Source organism: Chryseolinea lacunae, assembly GCF_016735595.1.
Taxonomy (GTDB): Bacteria; Bacteroidota; Bacteroidia; order Cytophagales; family Cyclobacteriaceae; genus Chryseolinea; species Chryseolinea lacunae.
On sequence record NZ_JAERRB010000002.1, the window covers coordinates 753,428 to 774,281 of the forward strand.

The following is a 20,854-nucleotide window of genomic DNA, read 5'->3' on the forward strand; positions in this document are numbered from 1 at the left end:
TTGCTCAGGCCATAACGGCCACCAGTGAAAGGAAAGGATTAACCAACGCTGCATCGCCTTTGAGCACCACATGGTGGTGGGCTTCGGCAGACGATAGTCCTTTGGTGAAAAGCTTCCAGGCGGTGTCGTCGTCCAGGATAACTTCGGCGTGATGTGGCACGCTTTCTTTCGTGATGCGCCAGTGTTGATTTTCGCGCAGCAAAAACCACGATCCCCCGGCTTCTCCCGTGATGTTTACTTTGAGCCCAGCCCCCAGCGGCGCAATCACATCGCGATAGTGATGGGGCAACGCCTGCACAAACGTGTCGAGCACGGGATAGTATAACTCCTTCGAGGCAATGCCGGGTTTGTTTACGGCCTCACGAATCTGTTGCTGGTGATGCCACTTCTCGGTGTATTCGCGCGCAATGTGAAACCAGTTGAACGAACGTTCTTCGCCCGCCCAGCCCACAGAAAAAATGGCTTCGCCAAAAGGATCCAGGGTTTGAAGATGTTCGGCATAGGCCTTGCCGGTGCTCTCCAGCAACTCGATGAGCACAATGGGACTGACGCGTTTGGCGGCGCGCACCCAATCGGCATTGAGTTGATTGAGATACTTGACAAGAACCGGATAGGTATTTTGTTCGGGAGGCGCCTCACCAAAGTAGCGGTCGCGCGACATGGCGAGGGTGCGCAGGTTGCCGTCGAGCAGGTGTGCGGCAATGTCTTTTACCGTCCAGAGTTTGGCGCGGGTATGTTGCTGCCATTCGGTGGGCGAAAGGGAACGCAGCAGTTCGATCAGCTTCTGATCGAGGAGGGGAAAAAGGTGCAGGGTTGGGATGGGAACTTTCATGGACCGGTGCATCAGCCTGTAAATATAGCAGGCGATGCATCAGTCCCTAGAAAGTGTGTTGATTTAATACGCGCGATCCACGATGCCGGAGCCGTAGATTTTCTTTTGTGCAGTTTTGGTGTTGCCCTTGTGCTTCACGGTGCCGCTGCCCAACACGGTGGCGTCGATGTTGCTCGACACGTTCAGGTTGGCGAAGCCGGTGCCGCTCACTTTCACTTTGGCAGTTTCTACGGGGCAGTTAAAACCGTTGATGCCACCGGTGCCGCTCACGGTAGCGTCTACCGATGTGGCATAGCCGCGGAGGGTGAGCAAACCGCTGCCGCTCACTTCGGCTTTCACGGTGTTGCCTTTGATGTCGACGTCAAGCGAGCCGGAGCCCGAAACGCCCACGGTCACATAGTCGGTGGCGATGGAGTTTTCGGAAATGATCTTGCCGCCGCCGTTCACTTGCAGGTCGTTCACGTTCTTCACGCTCACATAAAGCTTCATGGTGGGGTTCAGCTTGATGTCGTCTATTTTGGCCCAGAGGCTTTTGTTGGAGGTGTCGGGCTTGCGGTCCACGTTGATCATGAGGATACCGTTTTCCACTTTGATGTCGCTGACGGAGAATATTTCCGTGAGGGCTTCTACGGTCACTTCCTGTTTGTTGGTCTGCTTCAGGTAGACCGTGTAGTTGGAGTTTACATAGATGCCTTTGAATTCGGGGAGTTCAAGAACTTTCTTGGTGGTTTGCGCCAGCGATAACTGAGCAGCAAGAACCAGGGCAAGGGCGATAATGGGCCTGATTTTCATATCCATGGATTAAAATTAGAGTTTCAAATAACAGCAGGAGGGCGGGATAAGAAAAGCAGCCCGACGACTCAAAATGAAGTTTGTCGGCCACCTACCTCAAATCCCCGCACAATTGTCCGGAAATCTTACTTCGGTTTACGAAAGATGGCTTTCATGATCAGAATAAAGGCAATGCCGCCGATGCACATTACCAACAGGACGTCCGGCGTTATCATTTTCGTTGCGTGCATGCCTTTCGGGGATAAACTCAGATCACGGTTTTCAAAAGGTGATCCGCAGCTGAAATTTAATATCGTTTTGCACATTTCCCGCTATGGTGCCCGCAGAAGATTCAATTTCCTGCCGGTCGGCATAGCGGGTGTAGCCATAACGCAACCACAGGGTGAGGGCACGGCTCACTTTGCATTGCATCATCAGCACCTTGCGCACGCCGCGGCCATAGTAGGCGGGCATGGAGTAGGCCAGCCACACATCATTCTCATACACATACTGCCGGTTGTCGTAGTCGTCGGTGTCGAACAGCGCATAGCGGGCGGTCACTTCCAGGCTGCCGAGGTTTGCGCCCAGGTCTTGCATCAACACAAAGCCCTGCGTTTGTTTGCCCTGGAAGGTGAAGGTGCTCAGCTGTCCGCGTGTTTTCAGGTGAAGCGACTGCGCCACACCATATTCGATGTTGAACCGGAAGAGTCGCTTTGTGCCGTCGGCGGTGGCATAGAGGGGCGAGGTGTTTGATGCATTGCGGGCCTTCACTTCTTCGCGCGCTTCCACAAACAACACCACCGTGCGCGACGGCTGGTAGGCCACGCGCAACAATCCTTCGTGTCCTGCGGAGGGCGCATAGCTACGGAAGCGCAACCACGGAAACCGGAACAGGTCGATGTAGCCGGCCATAGTCCAGCGGCGGCTTGGTTTATATTTCCATCCGCCGTAAAACCCTTCTTCGTTTTGGGTGGTGCTGCCTTCGGCAAAGGCGTTTGAATAGAAGGCGTAGAAGTTGGCTGCAAACTTCCGGAAGAGCATAGACACATCGAGTTGTTGCGAAAGACTCCACAGCAATCCCGCTGTGCCTGCAGCCCCACCGTTGAGCGAGCGGGCATATTCGCTAAAGAACGTCAGGTTTTGAAACGTGTAGTTGAGAAAGCCACCCGCGTTCTGGTTTTGTGTTCCGGAAAAGGCAAACTGGTTGTAGGGTGCAGGGTTGGGTTGGACGGCCACGCCAAAGTCGACGCGATTGTACATGAGGCCGGCATCGAGCATGCCGGTTTTGAATTGCACCACACCGCCCCAGCTTTGGTCGGCGATCTGGTGCCGGGCTGCCAGTTCTTTTTCGGTGCGGTGCAGCCCTGTGTTTTGAAACGACGATATGAACGCGTCGTCTGCATCGGCCGACGCCGCGGCGTCGCGACGTTTGTGCGAATAGAAGCCGGTGATGTGCACATGCTTGTTCACCTCCACGGTGGCCGCGGCACCGCGCAGGTACCCGGCTTCGTAGACCGAGGTGTAGGGCAGCACGCCGATGTTTGTGCGGCGCACGGTGGTAATGGTTTCGCCACCTTTGCCAATGCCAAAGATGCCGCCCAACATGAGGCCTTGCCCAAACTGACTCTGATAGTCGCCGAGCACGAGATTTTTGAGACGGCCTTTGTTCTGAATCTGTGCATGAAACGAAAAATAGTCTGCGCCATAATATTGTTGTGACGGATTCCATCGCCACGGCTCGCCGGCGTCTTTCTCGGCTGTGAAACCAAAACTGAAATCACTAGGTCGACTGCTGCGAAAGCGAAGGTAGAGGTTGCCGGGCGATCCGGTGAAGCGCGAAGCAGAGTCGGCCTGCGCGGAATATTGCTGTGCATGTTGCAGACTTTGTCCGTAGCGCACGAGCATGTAGTTGTTGCTTTGTGTGCGGATGCGTTCGAGAAAAGATTTGTCGAGCGCAATGGTGGGGTCGGTCACGAACACGAAGGGTGCCACCTTGTGCAATGTTTCCACGTCGAAGCCGGGCACGGCCTGAAGTTCGTAGACCGAAATGAAGTTGCTCTGGTTGCTGCGATAGGCGATCAGGTTTTTGATCTGCTGCTCCGACAACATTTTGATGAACCGAAAATCTTCTTCGGATGCCGTGTTGAGGTTGAGCGGATGGGCCAGCAGTTGTGCCAGGTTTTCGTAGAGGTCGCTGTAGTCGAGGTCTTGATCGGGCACACCATACCATTCGTCGGCAAGCTGGTTCAGGTTCACATCCTGGCGCGGATATTCCTGCGCCGAAACCCACGGGCTCCAGCAAAGAACAACGATGACAAACCACGGCTTCATGGTTGCTTGCTGTTTACGCGATAGGCAACGGTGGCTTCGTGGTGTGCGCCAAACGTGCCGGTGTATTGAAAGGCATAGTCGAGCGCGAATCGTTTTGGCCGGAAGCCCAGGCCTGCAAAGGCGGCGTTGGGGTGGAGGTTGAAGCCGGTGCGCGCAAAAACTTTTTTGTGTACGCGACACTCCAACCCGGTTTTCCACAGCAGCGCATAGTCTAGATCTTTTTGCAACTCGGTGGTGACGCTGGTGTTGTCTGACGCTTTGAACGCGACGCCAGCCGTGATGACAGTAGGCAATCGCTCGTTGTCTGTGGTGGAGAGTAGGGGTTGTGTGAGGTTGGTGATGTAGGCACCCACCGATAGCCTGGACGTGAGCGTGGCAATGCCACCGAAGCTGACACTCACGACACCCTTTGTGCCAAACCCGGTGATGTTGTATTGCACATAGGTGGCCTTTGCCCCGAGCGACGCCAACCCAAACGCATTGCTGAACCCGACACTGAGCATGTGTTCGTTGTAGACATCGTCGCCAAAACGATAGACGCCCGCACCCACCACACCAAATGAAAGCGGTGTGGCCACAAGCGCCGCCGTGCGATTGAAAGGTTTGAACGACGGCACGGCATTGTAGGTGAAGGCGGCGGTAGTTTGTGTCACTCCCGAAAGGCCACCGATGTTGTTGAAGAGCGACCACTCATCGGCCGAGCAACCGGAAGCGTAGCCCATGCCCAGGGCGCGGGCACTCATTTGTGTGGAGGAACTTTGCGCGATGCAGAGCGGAGAAACAATCAGCATGGCGAAGGCTATCGGTGTGGCTTTCATGACAACGGTGATTTGTTATTCTGAAGTAACGGAATAGCTACTGGAAAATCAACAAAGATTTATGAAATCGTTGAGCGCGTGTTTGAACGTTGATGATGTGTGATGAAAAGAAAATTGATGAAGGAACACGTGTGAAAGAAACGCTGATGCGAATAACGGTGAATGACTAACGAATTGTGAGCTGTTGCTTTCGAATGCAGGTGTTTGATGTTGCCCGGCCAGGGATAGCAACGGAAAGCCCGGAGCTGCGTGGGCGTGTGCGGTAGGGCGAGGACTTGGAGTGGATAGCCCGTCCGGCCGCCTGATATGCTTTGTAAATCCTGGACGAGGAACTTCTGAGAATGGTGGAGTGGTGTTGAGTTTTTAAAATTCGCGGCGGAAGTTGAAGAAGAAGCCGTGGTCGCCTTCGCCGTTGAAGGTGTATTCGAGGCGGAAAACGGAATCGTAGGAGGCCACGATGTCGAGGCCGGCACCGGCACCGGAGATCACTTTGTCGGTGAGGCGCATGCTGTTGGTGTAGTTGGGATAGTTTTTAACGTAGCCCAGGTCGGCGTAGGTTTTTATGTAGATAGACAACGGCAGGTAGCGGAACTGGCGTATGGGCATGGCGTTGAGGTTGTAGACCTTTGAGAAGATGCGCTTCTTGAACGTGGTTTTGTTCACCAGGTGCCACGGACCTTCGATGATGTAGAGCTCATAGCCGCGCACGTATTGGCGGCCATAGCCCAGCGCGCTGTAGTTGGCGTAGGCCAGGTTTTGTGGTGTGCTCCAAAACACGAGGCTGTTGTTGGAGAGAAAGTAGTTTCGTTTGAATTCGATGAAGTGCGAGTAGGAGGCGTTTAGCTCAAACTTTTTCACATCGTCGTGTTTGCTGAAGCCCACTTTCACGAGGCCTGCTGTGAAGTGATAGCCACGCAGCGGATAGCCGATGTAGTCGCGGTGGTCTGACGTGAACTGATAGCCGAGGATGGCGAACCGTTGTTTCTTGAGTTCGTTGGTGAAATAGTTTGGTGTGAGGTATTGAATGGTGTCGGCGATGGTGGAGCTGCGGTATTCTACGCGTATGGCGTGGGTGTCGTAGAACGAGCCGCGGTAGGTGTAGGTGATGCCGCCGCCGCTGGTGGTTTTCAGGATTTGGTCGGCCTCGGCAAAAACCAGTTTGTGGTCGGCGGTTTTGTAGGCGAGGTTTTTGGTTTCGTTGAAGTCGGCGTTGATGATGAGGCCCTGGCGCTGACGACGGTCAATGTAAGGGAAGCGATAGGTGATGTCGAACTTGCGTTGGTAGCCGAATTGTGCCGTGAGGCGCAGTGTTTCGTTGCGACCGCGCATGTTGTATTGATAGAGGCGCAGGCCGTAGTTGACGCGGTTGAAGTCGTGGTTATAGTTTTGCCACCACTCGTTGAAGTTTCGGTCCGACAGTTCGAAGATGGGAGACGGGAAGGTGTACCAGCGTTCGTTGATGTCGATGAGCAGGTCGATGTGGTCCGACTCGTATTCAAGAGGTTTGATCTCGACGGTGTTGAACAGTCGCGTGTTGATGAGCTTGCGTTTGTCGCGCTCGATCACCAGCGGCAGCATGGCGGTCGACACTGTGTCGCCGGGTTTGAGTGAAAGCTCGCGCAGCACAATGCGGTCGCGGGTGATGCGGTTGCCCACAATGAAAATGCGGTTCACGTGCAGGATGTGGCGCGACGTGTCGGCTACCGGCGGTTTATGACGCGCGGCGCGTTTGGCCGAGTCGGAAACAGCCGGCCGCAACGATGCCGCCAAAGCACCGGAGACGCAGAAAAAGCTTGCAAAAAGGAAGAAAACAACCCGCATTGTGTACCGCTAAGACCCCCACTGTTGTAACAAGTTTAACGTTACTTTTCGAAAAATCTGGAATTTCAGGCTTCCTTTTTTCGGAACGACCACACCAGGATGATGATGCCGACGATGACCAGCGGTATGCTCAGAATCTGCCCCATGTTGAGTGGTAATTCGTTTTCGAACGCTTCCTGATTTTCTTTCAGGTATTCAAACACAAAACGCAGTCCGAAGCACCAGATGAGGAAGATTCCCAGCAGTCGTCCGGGGGGCAGCTTTTCTTTGTAGAGCGACCAGAGCCACAGCAGGAAAAGGAAGAGGATAACACAGGCAATGGATTCGTAGAGCTGTGCAGGGTGGCGCGCGATGCCAAAGGTTTGAATGCGCGCCGACAGCGTTCCGTCGGGCAGCTTCGACATTTGAGTGGTGGTGTTCACACCGGTGGCGTCGAAGTATTCATAGAGGCTGTTGTTGAGCAGGCCGCGCGCGGTGATGTCGGTGATGTTTTGTGCGGCCGTGGGCGATGCGCCTTTCTTGAAGAAGATGTAGATGTTGATGGGCACACGTCCGTTGGCGCCTTTGGGCAGCGAGTCGTTGCCTTTGTAGGCCACGTTGTCGATGATGCCTTCGGGGTCGCTGTGGCGGCTGGTGATGGCTTCGGTGAAGCGGTTCACAAACACCACGCTCCAGGGTTTTTCGGTGGGCAGGCCAATGATTTCGGAGTTGAAATAATTTCCCAGACGAATCAATGCGCCGGCCAGCGCCACGAGAATCACAATGCGATCGACTACCTGAAAGTAGGACTGACCCGGCTTGTTCTTGCGGCTGTAGAGCCACAACGCGAACAGGATGCCGATGGCGGCACCGTGGCTGGCCAACCCTTGCAGGCCGGTGAATTCAAAAGGATGAAGCTTGAAAGGCAGAAAAATGCCCAGAGGATTTTCGAGAATCAATTCCGGCTGATAGAAGATGACGTGGCCCAGGCGTGCACCAATGATGGTGGCGATGACCATGTAGATGGTGAGGGTGTCGACGTCGCGTTCGGGTTTGCCCTCCTGCTTGTAGATGTAATACAGGATCTGTTGCGTGATGAGAAACGCAAGGGCAAACAGGAGACCGTACCAGCGAAGGGGAAAGCTGCCGAGGGTGAAAATCTCGGGACTGCCGTTCCAAATGATATAATTCAGGATAGCCATAGGCGGCAAATATAATCCCTTAATCGAAAGTCTTAGCGTTTGCCCTGCCCGGCTTCACAAAAAAATAAAGAAGGAAACAGGGGTTGTTCGCCGGCGTTGGTTTGATGTCTGAGGGCGCGAAATACATCCTCAGACAGTCCTACAGCGCATTTAGCTGTGCCAACTCGTCGGCAAAGCCCGACGACAGAATGGGGAAGCGGCACCACGACCGCGGGTCCACGTTGATATCGTCGAGGTGGAAGGCGGGGGCCAGGCGTTCGCGTTTCCACTGGTTGGCCGCCCAGAGGGTGAAGAACTTTTTGAGGTGACGTTTCAGGGTTTCGGGTTCATGATCGCCGCGCATCGCTTCGAACACCTGCACGGGCGACTTCCGGTCCTGGATGGCATGCTTCTCTATTTCGGCCAGCACGCGATAGGGCATGAGGTCCGACTCGTCGGTTTGTTGTCGTTCGAGGGGGCGGAGTTCGGCTGTGGGTTGCAGGTTGTTCACGGGGTTCAGGCCTTCGTGTTGCAAGGCTTCTTCGGCCCAGCGCAGCCATTGCAGGATAAAGATTTTGCTGAGGCCGGCAATGGGGGCGAGGCTTCCGCTGGTGTCGCCGTCCATGGTGGCATAGCCCACGTCGCCTTCGCTGCGGTTGGAGGTGGTGAGCAGCACGGCGCGCTTCACGTTGGCCAGCATCCAGATGATGGGCGAGCGCGAGCGGGCCTGTATGTTTTGCAGCGTGATGTCGTCGGTTTCCCACTTCAGTTCGCGGCCAATGGCGCGGGCTATTTTTTGAGAATAGGACGACACTTCTTCGTCGATGTCCCAACGGTGAAACCCGGCGCCCACGGAGAGTGCAAGCGTGTGGGCAGCTTCGAAGGTGTCGGTCGATGAGTTGCGTGTGCCCTGATAGGCGCAGGTGAGAATTTGTCCCACGGCTGCTTTCCAATGTTCGGTTTGCGGGTTGAGGCGCAGAATGGTTTTGGTTTTCTCCCATCCCAGCTCGGCCACGGCGCGCTTCACCATTTCGGCCACCATCACGGCGCAGATGCTGGAGTCGGCCCCGCCGCTGAGCGAGAGCACAAAACCGTTGGCTTTGCTTTTGCGCACATAGTCGAACAACGCCAGCGACAACGCCTGGGTCACTTCTTCATTTCGTTCTTTTATGTCTGCCGAAATGAGTGCCTCGGTTTTGCTGGGATCCTGGAAGTTCACCTCGGTAGCCAGCACGTTAAAGGGCTGGTAGGAGAGGCGTTTGTTCACGGCCACGAGCTTGCCTTTTTGCCCGATGATGATGTCGCCGTCGTAGATCATGCGGCCGGCTTCGTTGCCCAGCAGGTTGGCAAACACATAGACGCAATTGAATTTTGACGAGCCTTCGTTCACCACTTCGTCTTCGCGCAACAGGCTTTTGCCCATGGCATAGTGGCTGGCGCTGGGGTTTAGGATGAGGTCCACACCGCGTTCATAGAGCCGGTAGCCGGGGCGGTTGTGTTTGCGCCAGGCGTCTTCACAAATTTCGAAACCCATGCGCACGCCGTCGATGGTATACATGAGGTCGCCCACGGTGATGGGTTCGCCGCCGTAGACGATGTCGCGGGTTTCGTTTTTCTGCCAGGCGTTGAACCAACGGGGTTCGTAGTGCACGCCGTCGCGGGCCAGGTTTTGTTTGAGGGTGATGCCCTGAATGATTTTGTTGCTGATCACACAGGCACCGTTGTAGGTGATGCCGTTCATGCGGATGGGCAGGCCCACGCTCACGGTGATGTTTTGACAATGTTCGCGGATGCGCAGCAACTCCTGCCATGCGCGCTCCGAGAGCCACTCGCTCAGGAACAGGTCTTCGCAGCCATAGCCGGTAATGCACAGCTCGGGCAGACACAAAATCTTCACCTCCTGGCGGATGCCTTCGGTGATGGCGTCGATGATGTTGGTGGTGTTATGATTCCAGTCGAACGGAATCTGGTTGACGGTGGCTCCTCCTATTTTCAAGATCGTGCAATTTCGGTGAAATCAAATGCCGGATGGCAGGTGCTGAGATAACGTGTCAGCTATTCAATAAATTCAGCATCTCGCAGGTTTTGAAGGCAGCGTCCTGTTCTGCTTTTTTCTTGCTGTTGCCATAGCCGGTGCCTTTGGCTTCGCTGTTCACCAGCACCTGGGCGGTAAATTCCTTGTGGTTGCGTCCTTTTTTCACGTTCAGAATTTCGAAGCGCACGTCTTTGCCTTCGCGTTGTGCCCACTCAATGATCTTGCTTTTGAAATTCGAATCGGAGTTCACCAGGTCGTCAACATCGTAGTTGGGATTGATGAGCTTGTCGATCACAAATTTTTTGGTGCGCAGATAACCTTTGTCGAGGTAGATGGCGCCCACAATGGCTTCGAGCGTGTTGCCGAGGATGACCTGTTGCAGGTGCGCGTTTTTCTGGTCGTATTGCACGATGTTGGCCACGCCAATTTTGCGGGCCAGCAGGTTGAGGGCTTCGCGGTTCACGATGCGTGAGCGTATTTCGGTGAGGAAACCTTCGGGCTTGAATGGAAACTTTTTGAACAGGAAGTCGGCCACTGCGGCGCCGAGAATGGCGTCGCCGAGGTATTCGAGGCGTTCGTTTGATTCTTTATAGCCCGTGCCATTTTCTTTGGCAATGGAGCTGTGCACCGTGGCGAGACGGTAAAGTTCGAGATTGGATGGCGTGAAGCCGGCGATGTTTTGGATGGCCGCCACCAGCTGTTTATCCGTTTTCGATTTTCCTTTCGGAATAGTGAGGATCTTCCAGACCAAGTGTTATTCGAATTGAGTTTTACCGGCTGCTAATTTAATAAATATCGGTAAAGGCCTGCAAGGGTCTTGAAAATCGATTGGTGCGACAAAGAAAGATGAGAAGGGAAAAGACAAGCTGAAAGGTGTGGCTTAGTCCACTTTTTTCAGAATGATGGAGAAGTTGTGGCCACCAAAGCCGAAGGTGTTGCTCAAGGCAATCTTCACATCGCGTTTTTGTGCGGTGTTGAAGGTGAGGTTGAGGCGTGGATCCAGATCCACATCGTCGGTGAAGTGGTTGATGGTGGGAGGAACCACCGATTGGTTGATGGCCAGCAGGCAGGCAATGCTTTCAATCGCTCCGGCCGCGCCCAGCAAGTGGCCGGTCATGGATTTGGTGGAGCTGATGTTCATTTTGTAGGCATGCTCGCCGAATACTTTTTGGATGGCTTTGATTTCGCCAATGTCGCCCAGCGGTGTGGAAGTGCCGTGGGTGTTCACGTAGTCGATCTGTTCGGGTGTGACACCGGAATCTTCGAGGGCATATTTCATTACTTTGGTGATGCCGGCGCCTTCGGGATGGGGTGCGGTGATGTGATAGGCATCGGCCGACATGCCGCCGCCGAGAATTTCGCCATAGATTTTGGCGCCACGACGTTTGGCGTGCTCGTATTCTTCCAGGATGAGGGCACCGGCGCCTTCGCCCAGCACAAACCCATCGCGGTCTTTATCATACGGGCGCGACGCTGTTTCGGGCGAATCGTTTCGCTCCGACAGGGCGCGCATGGCGTTGAAGCCACCCACACCGGCTTCACATACGGCTGCTTCGGAGCCGCCCGACACAATGATGTCGGCCTTGCCCAGGCGCAGGTAGGTGAAAGCATCGTAGATCGCGTTCGTAGACGAAGCGCAGGCCGAAACCGTTACGAAGTTCGGACCGCGGAAGCCATATTTAATAGAGATGTGGCCTGCGCTGAGGTCGGGAATCATCTTGGGAATGAAGAAGGGATTAAACCGGGGAGTTCCGTCGCCTCTGGCATACGACTTCACTTCTTCCTGAAAAGTTAATAACCCCCCGATACCCGAGCCCCAGATCACGCCAACGCGGTCGGGGTCAACTTCAGCTATCGGGAGGTTTGAATCTTTTATGGCCTCATCCACCGCCACCATAGCATACTGCGCGAATGGGTCCATTTTGCGGGCCTCCTTGCGGTCCATGAAATTACCGATGTCGAAATTCTTGATTTCGCAGGCAAACTTGGTCTTGTAAAGTGTGGCATCGAACCGCGTAATAGGAGCTGCACCACTCTTACCGGCTTTCAAAGCTTCCCAAAATTCCTGAAGGGTATTGCCGATGGGAGTGAGTGCACCTAGTCCTGTAACGACTACTCGTTTCAATGTCATGTCTTATGGGGTGTGTGTTTGTACTGAGGCAGTTACCAATTATTTCTTCACGTTTTGCTCCAGGTAAGAGATAGCCTGGCCAACAGTCGAAATATTTTCAGCCTGATCGTCGGGGATGGAGATATTGAATTCCTTTTCAAATTCCATGATAAGTTCTACGGTGTCAAGGGAGTCCGCGCCAAGATCGTTGGTGAAGCTCGCTTCTGGAGTAACTTCAGATTCTTCAACACCAAGTTTCTCGATGATGATCTGTTTTACTTTTTGTGCAATTTCAGACATGTTTTTACGGTTTAGTGATTTAAAAATCTGTGCAAATAAAGAGATTTGCGGCAATATTGTCAAACTTTTTTGATCTTGCCTGTTTGGTGTCAAAGCCAGCTTCCAGAGCCCGAAAATGAAGAAAAGCAGATTAGTGATCGACTATGAATTTGACTTCGAACTGCTCGGGCTAACCTCGTCGGCAAAAGGCTATAAACTGGCGTGGGAAGTGAACCAAGCGTTGAACATCCAGTTGGTGAAACAGCCCGATTTGGTGGTCGGCTTCAAAAATAACGAGGAAAAGAGCTTTTCCTACTATGCCTACGAAACTCAGCTCAATCGTTTGAAAATGTTCAAAAACCGCCCTTCCGAGACCGATCCCGGAAAGTATTTCCTAATCCCTGAATTTCCTCACTTCGATTTTATAATTTTGGCTGCTATGGAAGAACAGTACGCTCATCAGCAGTTGATTCAGTTGATCAAACCGATCGCCTCCATTCAGTTAGTATCCCTCATCCCGTTAGAAGGACTTAAATCCAAATCGAATTTTATCTTCTGAATCGCGATGCGTACGCCTTTTCATAACGACCATTCACCACTGATTTTACCTTTAACCTTATGCTAGAAAAAGTATCGTTCAACAAAACGAAAATTGTTGCCACCGTCGGCCCTGCCTCAAACTCGAAGGAAATGCTTCGCTCTTTAATTAAAGAGGGCGTGGACGTGTTTCGTCTGAACTTCTCTCACGGCACACACGAAGATCACCTCAAAGTGATCAAGAACGTGCGCGAACTGAACGCCGAAATGGGTTCACAGATCAGCTTGCTGCAGGATTTGCAAGGCCCTAAAATTCGTGTTAACGAAATGGAGCCCGGCATCGTCATTGAAGGCGGACAAACCCTCATCATCACCACACGCGAACTCCTGGGAAACCGCGAGATCGTGAGCACGTCCTATAAAACATTGCCCAAAGACGTGAAGATCGGCGACATGATTCTGGTTGACGATGGTAAAATAGAACTGAAAGTAACCGAAATCCGCGGCGATGATGTGGTGACCGAAGTGGTATACGGCGGCCCCCTCAAATCGCGCAAGGGCATCAACCTGCCCTTCACCAAAGTGTCGGCACCCTCGCTCACCGAAAAGGACATGAAAGACCTTGAGTTTGGCCTGGCCAACGACGTGGACTGGATCGCCCTTTCGTTTGTGCGCAAGGCAGAAGATATTCACTCCATGCGCGCCATCATGGACAAAGCCAAATCGCAGGCCCGCATCGTGGCCAAAATCGAAAAGCCCGAAGCCCTCAGCAACATCGACGAGATCATTGCTGCCACCGATGGGGTGATGGTTGCCCGCGGCGATTTGGGTGTAGAGATCTGGATGGAAGAAGTGCCCATGGTGCAGAAAATGCTCGTGGAAAAATGTAACCGCGCCGGCAAACCCGTGATCGTGGCCACCCAGATGATGGAAAGCATGATCGAAAACCCGCGCCCTACACGCGCCGAAACCAACGACGTGGCCAACGCCGTGATGGACGGAGCCGACGCGCTGATGCTCTCGGCCGAAACCGCCTCGGGAAGATATCCCCTGGAGGTTATCCGCAGCATGGTGCGCACCATTGCCTCCGTAGAAAAGAACGCGGATATCTACTACAGATTCCGCGAAGTAGACAAAAAATCGCCTACCTATATTCACGACAACTTTGTGCTCGCGGCGTGTAAGCTTGCCAAAGACGTGGGCGCCAAAGCCATTGTGGGCATGACGCAATCGGGCTACACCGCCTACCAGTCGTCGGCCTATCGCCCCAACGCCAATGTGTTTGTGTTCACGGCCAACAAGTCGTTGTTGAACAAGATCAACCTCGTGTGGGGCTCACAAGCCTACCACTACGAAAAGACCAACTCCACCGACGAAACCATTGCCGACGTAGAGGCCGTGTTGAAAGCCGAAGGTCACGTGAAGTCTGGCGACATCTTCATTTTCCTGGCCAGCATGCCAATCCAGGAAAGGGGAAGAACCAACACGTTGAAGATTAACATTGTGAAATAAAGCAAAGCCCTGATTCAGGGTGCTCATACAAAGGATGCCGTAGACCAGTGATGGATACGGCATCTTTTTTTGTGACTGATTTTTTTCTAACGCTTCGGCTCAACCATAATCACTTCCTCACGGTCCACCACCACCGCTCCCGCGGGATCGCCTTTTCGTTTGCGAACAAACTTTCGCGGCACCACCACCACAGGACACAGCGTGTCAGTTTTTCGTTTCGAGTGATAGGCCGCCAATTGCGCCGCGCGTTCGATTACATCTTTCGGGAAATTTTTGCCCGCTTGATGTTTGATGAGCACGTGCGAACCTGCCACGTCTTTGGCGTGAAGCCACAGATCTTCCTTGAAGCCATACTTCAGCGTGAGCACATCGTTGCTCTCGGCGTTGCGGCCCACCCAGATGCGATAGCCGTTAAATTCAGTTTCGTTGTAGGGGAGAGGCTTGGGTTGTTTTTCTTTGACGTTGGTCCATCCCAGGTCTTCCGAAAACGAGCGGATGTTTTTTAGCCCGCTCAGGGCTTCGGCGTCGGCCAGCTGGCGTTTCAGTTTGGCGATGTCCTTTTGTTTCGCATCCAGCAGTTGCTGGATGCGTTGCATTTCGAGTTGTTGCTTTTTTGATTTTTTATAGAACACTTCGGCGTTCTTCTGTGGTGAAAGATCTTTCTTCAGCTTGATTTCGGTGGGATGATTTTCGAGGTAGAAGTTGGGAAGCACCACGCGGTCCATGCCGGTTTTGATTTCGTGCATGTGGGCCATGATGAGGTCGGCCCACACCTTATAGTTGTTGTCGCCCTGAAGGGCCGCCAGTTTTTCGGAGGTCTTGGCAAAATACTCTTCGCTGCTGTGGAGCTTTGCCTTGAGCGAAGCCAGGAGCGACGACCGTTCGCGCCCCAATGCATCCTGCTGCGAATAGGTGAGGAAAAATTCGTTGATGGCGTTGATGGGATCCGAAAAAGTTTTCGCGATGTCCCCGATGGGCAACAACGAAAACGCGACTTTGCCTTCGAACGACGTGATAAAATAGTGGGGGTGCTCAAGCTCCTGCAACACGGTTTGTATGGCATCCCACTTTTCTTTGTCGGCCAGTGTCTGAAAATTTTTCAGATCCAGATAGCGCCACACCAGTTTCCCGAACGTGAAGTAGAGGCCGCCCGGATTTTGGATGTGCTGGGCAAATGTTTCGAACGACCAGTCGATGGTGCGGTGAAGTTTGGTACGGTCTATCGCTTCGTCTTCGAGAATGTTGTTTTTGAAAAGTTCGTCAATGCTGTCGCCCACAAACAGCACGATGTTAGAGCGGTTGCCGTGAAGTTTGAACAGCAGCGACACGTGGTTGTTGAAGTCGATCGAGAAGCTGCGCTCATTCTCAAACTGCGTGATGCCCGCCACCCGGTGGCCGATGAGGTTCGAAAAAAGGTCGGCGCTGTTCTTGCGCGCACGATGAAAATTCTCGGGAAAAGACACACACGAAAACGACGACAGCAAACTGGCTTTTATAAAAAACGGATCGCCGGCCGTTTCAAACCGGATGATGAGCTCGTCTTTGTTCTGGCTGAAACATTCCGACACGACCGTGTCTTTCAATCGCTTTTCGAGCGAGGTGGTGAGCTGACGAAGGAAGAAATAGTTGTTGTGCACAGCCGAAAGGTAAGAGTTTATTCGCGCACCACGCGGCCGGTGTGCGCAACAACGATCGGCTTAGTTCATTTCAAGCTGCATGCCGTCGTAGGCGAGCAGCACGTTGTCGGGCAATTTTTTTTCTACGGCGCCGTGCAGCCCCAGGCGGTGGCTGATGTGGGTCAGATAGGTGCGGCCGGGATTGATGCGTGCAATCATCTTCAGGGCTTCGTCGAGGTTGAAGTGCGAAATGTGGGGTTCAATCTGCAGCGCATTCAGCACAAGCACCTTGGTGCCGCGAAGGCGCTCAAGCGTTTCGTCGGCGATGGCGTTGGCATCGGTGATGTAGCTGAAATCGCCAAACCGGAAGCCCAGCACCGGAAGGTGGAGGTGCATGACCGGCAAGGGGGTTATGGGCACGCCGCCCACTTCGAATGGTTTTTCAGAGATGAGGTTGAGTGTTATGCGCGGGATGCCCGGATAGGCGTCTTTGTTGAAGGCGTAGGCGTATTCTACTTTCAGCTGGTCCAGCACCTGCTGTGTGCCAAACACGGGCATGTCGGTGCCTTGCATGAAGTTGTAGGCCCGCACGTCGTCAAGGCCGGCCGTGTGGTCGCGGTGCGCGTGCGTGAACAGCACGGCATCGACGCGTTTCACATTTTCGCGGAGCATTTGCTGGCGGAAGTCGGGGCCGGTGTCGACGATGAAGCTTTGTCCCCCGGTTTCTACGTGGATGGAGGTGCGGAGGCGTTTGTTGCGGAAGTCAAGCGATTGGCACACTTCGCAGGTGCAGCCGATCACGGGCACCCCCTGCGATGTTCCGGTGCCGAGAAATGTTATTTTCAAGCGGCTTCGGTGTGATGCAGTTCGTCGTAAAGCTTTTGGCTTTTGTCTGTGAACCGCGTGCCGTCCAGCACCACGTGCTTTATAATTTCCAGCAAGGCGTTGATTTTGCCTTCGGTGGTGTAGAACTTGTTGATGATGATGATCTTCTGATCCTTCAACACGCAATAACCCGACTTGAACGTGCCTTTCTCATACCGCAGGGTGTAGTCCGATTCTGCGATCATATCCTCGAATTTGGTCAAAAACTGGGTTGTGTACTTGATCATGCTACAGATATTTTCGACGGCAAGATAGCAAGAAACCGGGGAAGTCCGAAAGCCGCCCACCGGAAGTTTACCCCCGGCAAAAGAGGCTGTGAACCAGGGCAAACGGGTCTGTTTGCAGCGCGATCACTAGCCGAAGTTTGGCGCTGATATTTTCAGGATTGATGCCTTGTGGCGTAACTTGCGGTCTTGGAGAACAGAAAAAAACTTATTGTGGTGGCGGGCCCGACCGCCGTGGGAAAAACGGCAGTGGCCCTCGCGTTGGCAAAACACTTTCAAACCGAGATTGTTTCTGCCGACTCGCGCCAGATTTTTCGCGAACTCCACCTGGGCACCGCCAAGCCATCGGCTGATGAATTGGGGCAGGTGCGTCACCATTTCATCGACAGCCACTCCATCCACGAAGACTACGACGCGGCCCAGTATGGCCACGATGCGCTGGCGCTCATTCACGAACTGTTCACACAACACAACGAAGTGATTCTGTGCGGAGGCTCCGGTCTCTATGTGAAAGCCGTGTGCGAAGGGTTTGACGACATTCCCGAAATTGACCCGGCCGTGCGCGAAAAACTGACCGCCGAATTTCAGGAACACGGCATCGCCGTGCTGCAGGAAAAAATGCAGACGCTCGACGCTGAACTCTACGCGACGATCGACCGCCAGAATCCCCAACGCCTCATGCGCGCGCTCGAGGTGAGAATCGGCACGGGCCAGTCCATCGCCTTCTTCCGCAAGCAAAATAAACGCACCCACAATTTCACCATCATCAAAACCGGGCTCACACTTCCCCGCGAAGAACTCTACGGGCGCATCGACACGCGCATGGACCAGATGATTGCCGATGGCCTGTTTGCCGAAGCCGAATCGCTCTTTCCGCTGCGGGCACTCAACGCCTTGCAAACCGTGGGCTATCAGGAGATCTTTGATTTCATGGAAGGAAAATACAACCGCGAAGAAGCCATCCGCTTGCTGAAGCGCAACTCGCGCCACTATGCCAAACGTCAGCTCACGTGGTTCACTCGCGACCCCGGGGTGCAGTGGTTTTCGCCCGGGGAGGTTGAAAAGATTATAGAAGTCGTGAAGAATGCGTAAATCGTGTCATCGAAAATTCTGCGCCATCGCATGAAGGAAAATAAAGTATTGATCGTAACCTACTACTGGCCCCCCAGCGGCGGCAGCGGAGTGCAGCGATGGCTGAAGTTTGTGAAATACCTTCCGGGGTTGGGATGGACGCCCTATGTGTTCACACCCGAAAATCCCGCGTTCGACATCCGCGACGAATCGCTTGCCCGCAACGTGCCCCCTGAAGCCAGGGTGATCCGCTTTCCCATATGGGAACCCTACGAAGCCTTCTTCGCCATCTCGTCGCTGCTCGGCAAAAAGAAATCGGCCAGGCCCACCGACCTGGTGTCGGGAAAAAATAAATCACTCTTTCAAACCTTAAGCACCTGGGTGCGCGGCAACCTCATTGTGCCCGACCCGCGTGTGTTTTGGGTGAAGCCTTCTGTGAAATTTCTGGACACGTTTTTAAAAGAACAAAACATCACCACCATCATCACCACCGGTCCGCCCCACAGCATGCACCTCATTGGCTACCGGCTGAAAAAGAAAAATCCCACCCTGCGCTGGATCGCCGACTTTCGCGACCCGTGGAGCGAGTGGGGCCTGCTGGAAAGCCTCATGGTGGGCAAGCGCGCTCTGCGGCAACATCAGCAGTGGGAAGCACGCGTGCTGCAAACCGCCGATGCCGTCACCACCATCACGCCGTTTTATGTGCGGCGATTCGAAGCACTTGCAAAACGCCCCGTCACGTTGCTGACCAACGGCTATGATGAAGATGATTTTGCAACACTCGTCATCCGCCGGCCCGACACGTTTGTGATCCGCCACGTGGGCATCGTGAACGAGAAGTGCGATCCACGTCCCTTCATGCGCGCGGTGGAAGCGTTGGCAACAACCCACCCGGAGTTTGGAAGATTGGTGCAGATCGATTTTGTGGGCGAAGTACATCCTCAGTTCCGCGCGTTTGTGATGGCCTCAACTATCCTGGCCGGCATCACCACCTTCACGGCCTCGGTGCCACACCGCGAGTTGATCGCGAAGTATGGCGACGCGGCGTTGTTGCTGCTGGTGCTCACAGGCTATAAAGATGCCGAAGGCTACATGCCCGGAAAACTGTTTGAGTATCTCGCCACCGGTCTACCCATCCTGGCCACCGGCCCCGAAGCCGGTGACGCGGCACAGCTGCTCAACAAGACCAACGCCGGCCGCATGATCGATGGCGACAAACAAGCCGTGATCATCGAAACACTGGCGCACCATTTTGAACACTGGAAGCAGGGCACGGCGCAGACGAAGAAACATGCGGGCGAAGAATATTCACGCCGCGCCATTGCCCGCAAACTCACGGAAATGTTATGACGCGGTCCACCGCTTTCTATGAAATGATTTACTTGCACGCACAACGATACGCACAGTGATTAGCAAAGGGTTTATCAAAAGTTCACTTATCTACACGGTGGCCGGAACGTTGCCGATGGCGAGTGGATTTATTTTGTTGCCCTTCTACATCAACCAACTGTCCACAGAACTATACGGTGCACTTTCGGTCTATCTTGTTTTTTCGCTGCTGGTTCAGATTCTTGTCACGTTCAGTTTTGACACCTCGGTCTACATACATTTTCATGAGCTGAAGGCCGACGCGCAAAAGCTGGCGCGTTTTGTCAGTTCGGCCTTTGTGTTCATGTTGTTGATGGGGCTGGGCGTGGGGGTGCTGCTGACGTTCACCGGCGATTTTGTTTTCCGATTGGTGTTGTCCGAAAAAAATGTGGCGTTCTATCCCTACGGTCTGGTTTCGGTTGGGGCGGGCATCTTTCAGGCCATCTTCAAAGTGCACAGCAGTTTGCTGCAAAGCCGTGAGAAGCCCGAAGTGTTTCTGCTTTCGAATGTTCTTTCTTTCTCGCTCATTGCAACGTTAACCATCATCGGGTTGATGTTGTATCCGGGCAGTCTGATCGGACCTTTGGTGGGAAGATTTCTGGCGTCGCTCATTCCCGGTCTTTGGGCACTGGCCCGCATTTTTCGCGAGTTTGGTTTTCACTACGACTTCTCGTGGCTTCGGTCGTCGTTCAGCTTCAACGCCTACACGTTCATCTACCAGGTGCAGCAGTGGGTCATCAACCAGTTCGACAGAATTCTCATGCTTTTTTTTCTCACGCTGGGCGATGTGGGGGTATACGATTTTGCGATCAAGTGTTTGATTCCCGTCGAGCTGCTCATGAACAGTCTTCACAGTTCGTTCTATCCCAAAGTGGTGAGCACGCTCATTGCGCAGAAAGAGAAAGGCTCTGTGCCCGAAATCAATCGCTACTATCATGGCCTCACCGCCGTGGTGATGTTGCTGGTGTGTGGCAGCATCCTCGCGCTCCCCTGGGGCATTCACCTGTTTGCGCGCAAGGCTTCCTATCAGCAGGCCATTCCCTACATACCCTACATCGGGTTGATTTATTTCTTCCGGACCATGCGCCTGTTTTTCTCGGTGCCCTATGGCATCTTGAAATATTCAAAACCATTGCCCGTGATCTATCTGGTGATTTCGTCTGTCAAAGTAGTGGGCATGATTGTGTTGATCCGCTACCTAAATGTGTATGGCGTTATTGTGGCCTCGCTGTTGAGCGCGGCAATCGAAATTGTGTTGCTGGGCAGCAACATCAGGGGCATGTTCGCCTTTCGCTATAACGTATTCAAAATTGTGTTGGCGCCGCTCATCATGTTTGCGTTCATCGTGGTGCTGGAGCCGACGCTGGCAAAAGACTATCCCTTCATCACGCATGCATTTTACCTGGTCTGCTGTGGTGGATTGCTGTGGTGGGCCTATCGAAAAGAGCTGCCCCTCATCAACCCCCTCCGCAGAAATTTGTAAC

General features: G+C 53.7%; 18 protein-coding genes. 5 read left to right on the plus strand and 13 right to left on the minus strand.

Annotated elements, in window-relative coordinates; all coding sequences use genetic code 11:
- Positions 1-4: 4 nt before the first annotated feature.
- From JI741_RS08840 to JI741_RS08885, 10 genes are all read right to left on the minus strand, one after another.
- On the minus strand, positions 5-832 hold the full coding sequence (locus JI741_RS08840; protein ID WP_202008679.1) for a maleylpyruvate isomerase N-terminal domain-containing protein: 828 nt from the start codon (positions 830-832) through the stop codon (positions 5-7).
- 63 nt (positions 833-895) lie between these two features.
- Positions 896-1,630, minus strand: coding sequence for a head GIN domain-containing protein (locus tag JI741_RS08845; RefSeq protein ID WP_236675962.1), 735 nt, complete (start codon positions 1,628-1,630; stop codon positions 896-898).
- 255 nt (positions 1,631-1,885) lie between these two features.
- Positions 1,886-3,934, minus strand: a complete 2,049-nt coding sequence (locus tag JI741_RS08850; protein ID WP_202008681.1) for a helix-hairpin-helix domain-containing protein — start codon at positions 3,932-3,934, stop codon at positions 1,886-1,888.
- Entirely contained in the window at positions 3,931-4,752 is an 822-nt protein-coding gene (locus JI741_RS08855; RefSeq protein WP_202008682.1) for a PorV/PorQ family protein, read from the minus strand. Before JI741_RS08855 ends, JI741_RS08850 begins: the two co-directional genes overlap by 4 nt.
- A 363-nt stretch (positions 4,753-5,115) precedes the next feature.
- Complete coding sequence (locus tag JI741_RS08860; protein WP_202008683.1) at positions 5,116-6,522, minus strand: POTRA domain-containing protein; 1,407 nt, start codon at positions 6,520-6,522, stop codon at positions 5,116-5,118.
- A gap of 116 nt (positions 6,523-6,638) precedes the next feature.
- A complete protein-coding gene (locus JI741_RS08865; RefSeq protein WP_202008684.1) occupies positions 6,639-7,754 on the minus strand; it encodes a prolipoprotein diacylglyceryl transferase in 1,116 nt (371 codons plus the stop codon).
- A gap of 139 nt (positions 7,755-7,893) precedes the next feature.
- On the minus strand, positions 7,894-9,729 hold the full coding sequence (nadE, locus tag JI741_RS08870) for an NAD(+) synthase (RefSeq protein ID WP_236675963.1): 1,836 nt from the start codon (positions 9,727-9,729) through the stop codon (positions 7,894-7,896).
- Positions 9,730-9,784: 55 nt separating this feature from the next.
- Positions 9,785-10,519 (minus strand): ribonuclease III, encoded by a 735-nt coding sequence (gene rnc / locus JI741_RS08875; protein WP_202008685.1) that lies wholly within the window; start codon positions 10,517-10,519, stop codon positions 9,785-9,787.
- A gap of 129 nt (positions 10,520-10,648) precedes the next feature.
- Positions 10,649-11,899 (minus strand): beta-ketoacyl-ACP synthase II, encoded by a 1,251-nt coding sequence (gene fabF, locus JI741_RS08880; protein WP_202008686.1) that lies wholly within the window; start codon positions 11,897-11,899, stop codon positions 10,649-10,651.
- Positions 11,900-11,938: 39 nt separating this feature from the next.
- Positions 11,939-12,178, minus strand: a complete 240-nt coding sequence (locus JI741_RS08885) for an acyl carrier protein (protein WP_025537672.1) — start codon at positions 12,176-12,178, stop codon at positions 11,939-11,941.
- Positions 12,179-12,293: 115 nt separating this feature from the next.
- Between JI741_RS08885 and JI741_RS08890 the strand changes: the two genes are divergently transcribed.
- Together JI741_RS08890 and pyk are read left to right on the plus strand one after the other, a co-directional pair.
- Positions 12,294-12,716 carry an IPExxxVDY family protein gene (locus JI741_RS08890; protein ID WP_202008687.1) on the plus strand — a complete coding sequence of 141 codons (423 nt, stop codon included), beginning with the start codon at positions 12,294-12,296 and terminating at the stop codon, positions 12,714-12,716.
- Positions 12,717-12,775: 59 nt separating this feature from the next.
- Positions 12,776-14,206, plus strand: coding sequence for a pyruvate kinase (gene pyk / locus JI741_RS08895; protein WP_202008688.1), 1,431 nt, complete (start codon positions 12,776-12,778; stop codon positions 14,204-14,206).
- 86 nt (positions 14,207-14,292) lie between these two features.
- Here pyk and JI741_RS32475 read toward each other — a convergent pair whose 3' ends face one another.
- Genes JI741_RS32475 through JI741_RS08910 form a run of 3 tightly spaced genes read right to left on the minus strand, consistent with a single transcriptional unit; the run spans position 14,293 to position 16,934 of the window.
- Positions 14,293-15,843 (minus strand): NFACT RNA binding domain-containing protein, encoded by a 1,551-nt coding sequence (locus tag JI741_RS32475; RefSeq protein ID WP_202008689.1) that lies wholly within the window; start codon positions 15,841-15,843, stop codon positions 14,293-14,295.
- Between the two features lie 60 nt (positions 15,844-15,903).
- On the minus strand, positions 15,904-16,668 hold the full coding sequence (locus tag JI741_RS08905; RefSeq protein WP_202008690.1) for an MBL fold metallo-hydrolase: 765 nt from the start codon (positions 16,666-16,668) through the stop codon (positions 15,904-15,906).
- Positions 16,665-16,934 carry a hypothetical protein gene (locus JI741_RS08910; RefSeq protein WP_202008691.1) on the minus strand — a complete coding sequence of 90 codons (270 nt, stop codon included), beginning with the start codon at positions 16,932-16,934 and terminating at the stop codon, positions 16,665-16,667. Before JI741_RS08910 ends, JI741_RS08905 begins: the two co-directional genes overlap by 4 nt.
- Positions 16,935-17,120: 186 nt before the next feature.
- Here JI741_RS08910 and miaA point away from each other — a divergent pair, with 186 nt between their 5' ends.
- The 3 genes from miaA to JI741_RS08925 are packed head-to-tail and all read left to right on the plus strand — an operon-like array spanning position 17,121 to position 20,853.
- A complete protein-coding gene (gene miaA, locus JI741_RS08915; RefSeq protein WP_202008692.1) occupies positions 17,121-18,023 on the plus strand; it encodes a tRNA (adenosine(37)-N6)-dimethylallyltransferase MiaA in 903 nt (300 codons plus the stop codon).
- Between the two features lie 3 nt (positions 18,024-18,026).
- Positions 18,027-19,352 (plus strand): glycosyltransferase family protein, encoded by a 1,326-nt coding sequence (locus JI741_RS08920; RefSeq protein WP_202008693.1) that lies wholly within the window; start codon positions 18,027-18,029, stop codon positions 19,350-19,352.
- Between the two features lie 55 nt (positions 19,353-19,407).
- The gene (locus JI741_RS08925) at positions 19,408-20,853 is read left to right on the plus strand and encodes a lipopolysaccharide biosynthesis protein (protein WP_202008694.1); all 1,446 of its coding nucleotides are present in this window, start codon (positions 19,408-19,410) and stop codon (positions 20,851-20,853) included.
- Position 20,854 lies beyond the last annotated feature (1 nt).

Bases quoted from the DNA above. Each gene is read 5' to 3' on its own strand.
- JI741_RS08840 (WP_202008679.1), bottom strand. From the start codon at position 832: ATGAAAGTTCCCATCCCAACCCTGCACCTTTTTCCCCTCCTCGATCAG.
- JI741_RS08845 (WP_236675962.1), bottom strand. From the start codon at position 1,630: ATGGATATGAAAATCAGGCCCATTATCGCCCTTGCCCTGGTTCTTGCT.
- JI741_RS08850 (WP_202008681.1), bottom strand. From the start codon at position 3,934: ATGAAGCCGTGGTTTGTCATCGTTGTTCTTTGCTGGAGCCCGTGGGTT.
- JI741_RS08855 (WP_202008682.1), bottom strand. From the start codon at position 4,752: ATGAAAGCCACACCGATAGCCTTCGCCATGCTGATTGTTTCTCCGCTC.
- JI741_RS08865 (WP_202008684.1), bottom strand. From the start codon at position 7,754: ATGGCTATCCTGAATTATATCATTTGGAACGGCAGTCCCGAGATTTTC.
- fabF (WP_202008686.1), bottom strand. From the start codon at position 11,899: ATGACATTGAAACGAGTAGTCGTTACAGGACTAGGTGCACTCACTCCC.
- JI741_RS08885 (WP_025537672.1), bottom strand. From the start codon at position 12,178: ATGTCTGAAATTGCACAAAAAGTAAAACAGATCATCATCGAGAAACTT.
- JI741_RS08890 (WP_202008687.1), top strand. From the start codon at position 12,294: ATGAAGAAAAGCAGATTAGTGATCGACTATGAATTTGACTTCGAACTG.
- pyk (WP_202008688.1), top strand. From the start codon at position 12,776: ATGCTAGAAAAAGTATCGTTCAACAAAACGAAAATTGTTGCCACCGTC.
- JI741_RS08910 (WP_202008691.1), bottom strand. From the start codon at position 16,934: ATGATCAAGTACACAACCCAGTTTTTGACCAAATTCGAGGATATGATC.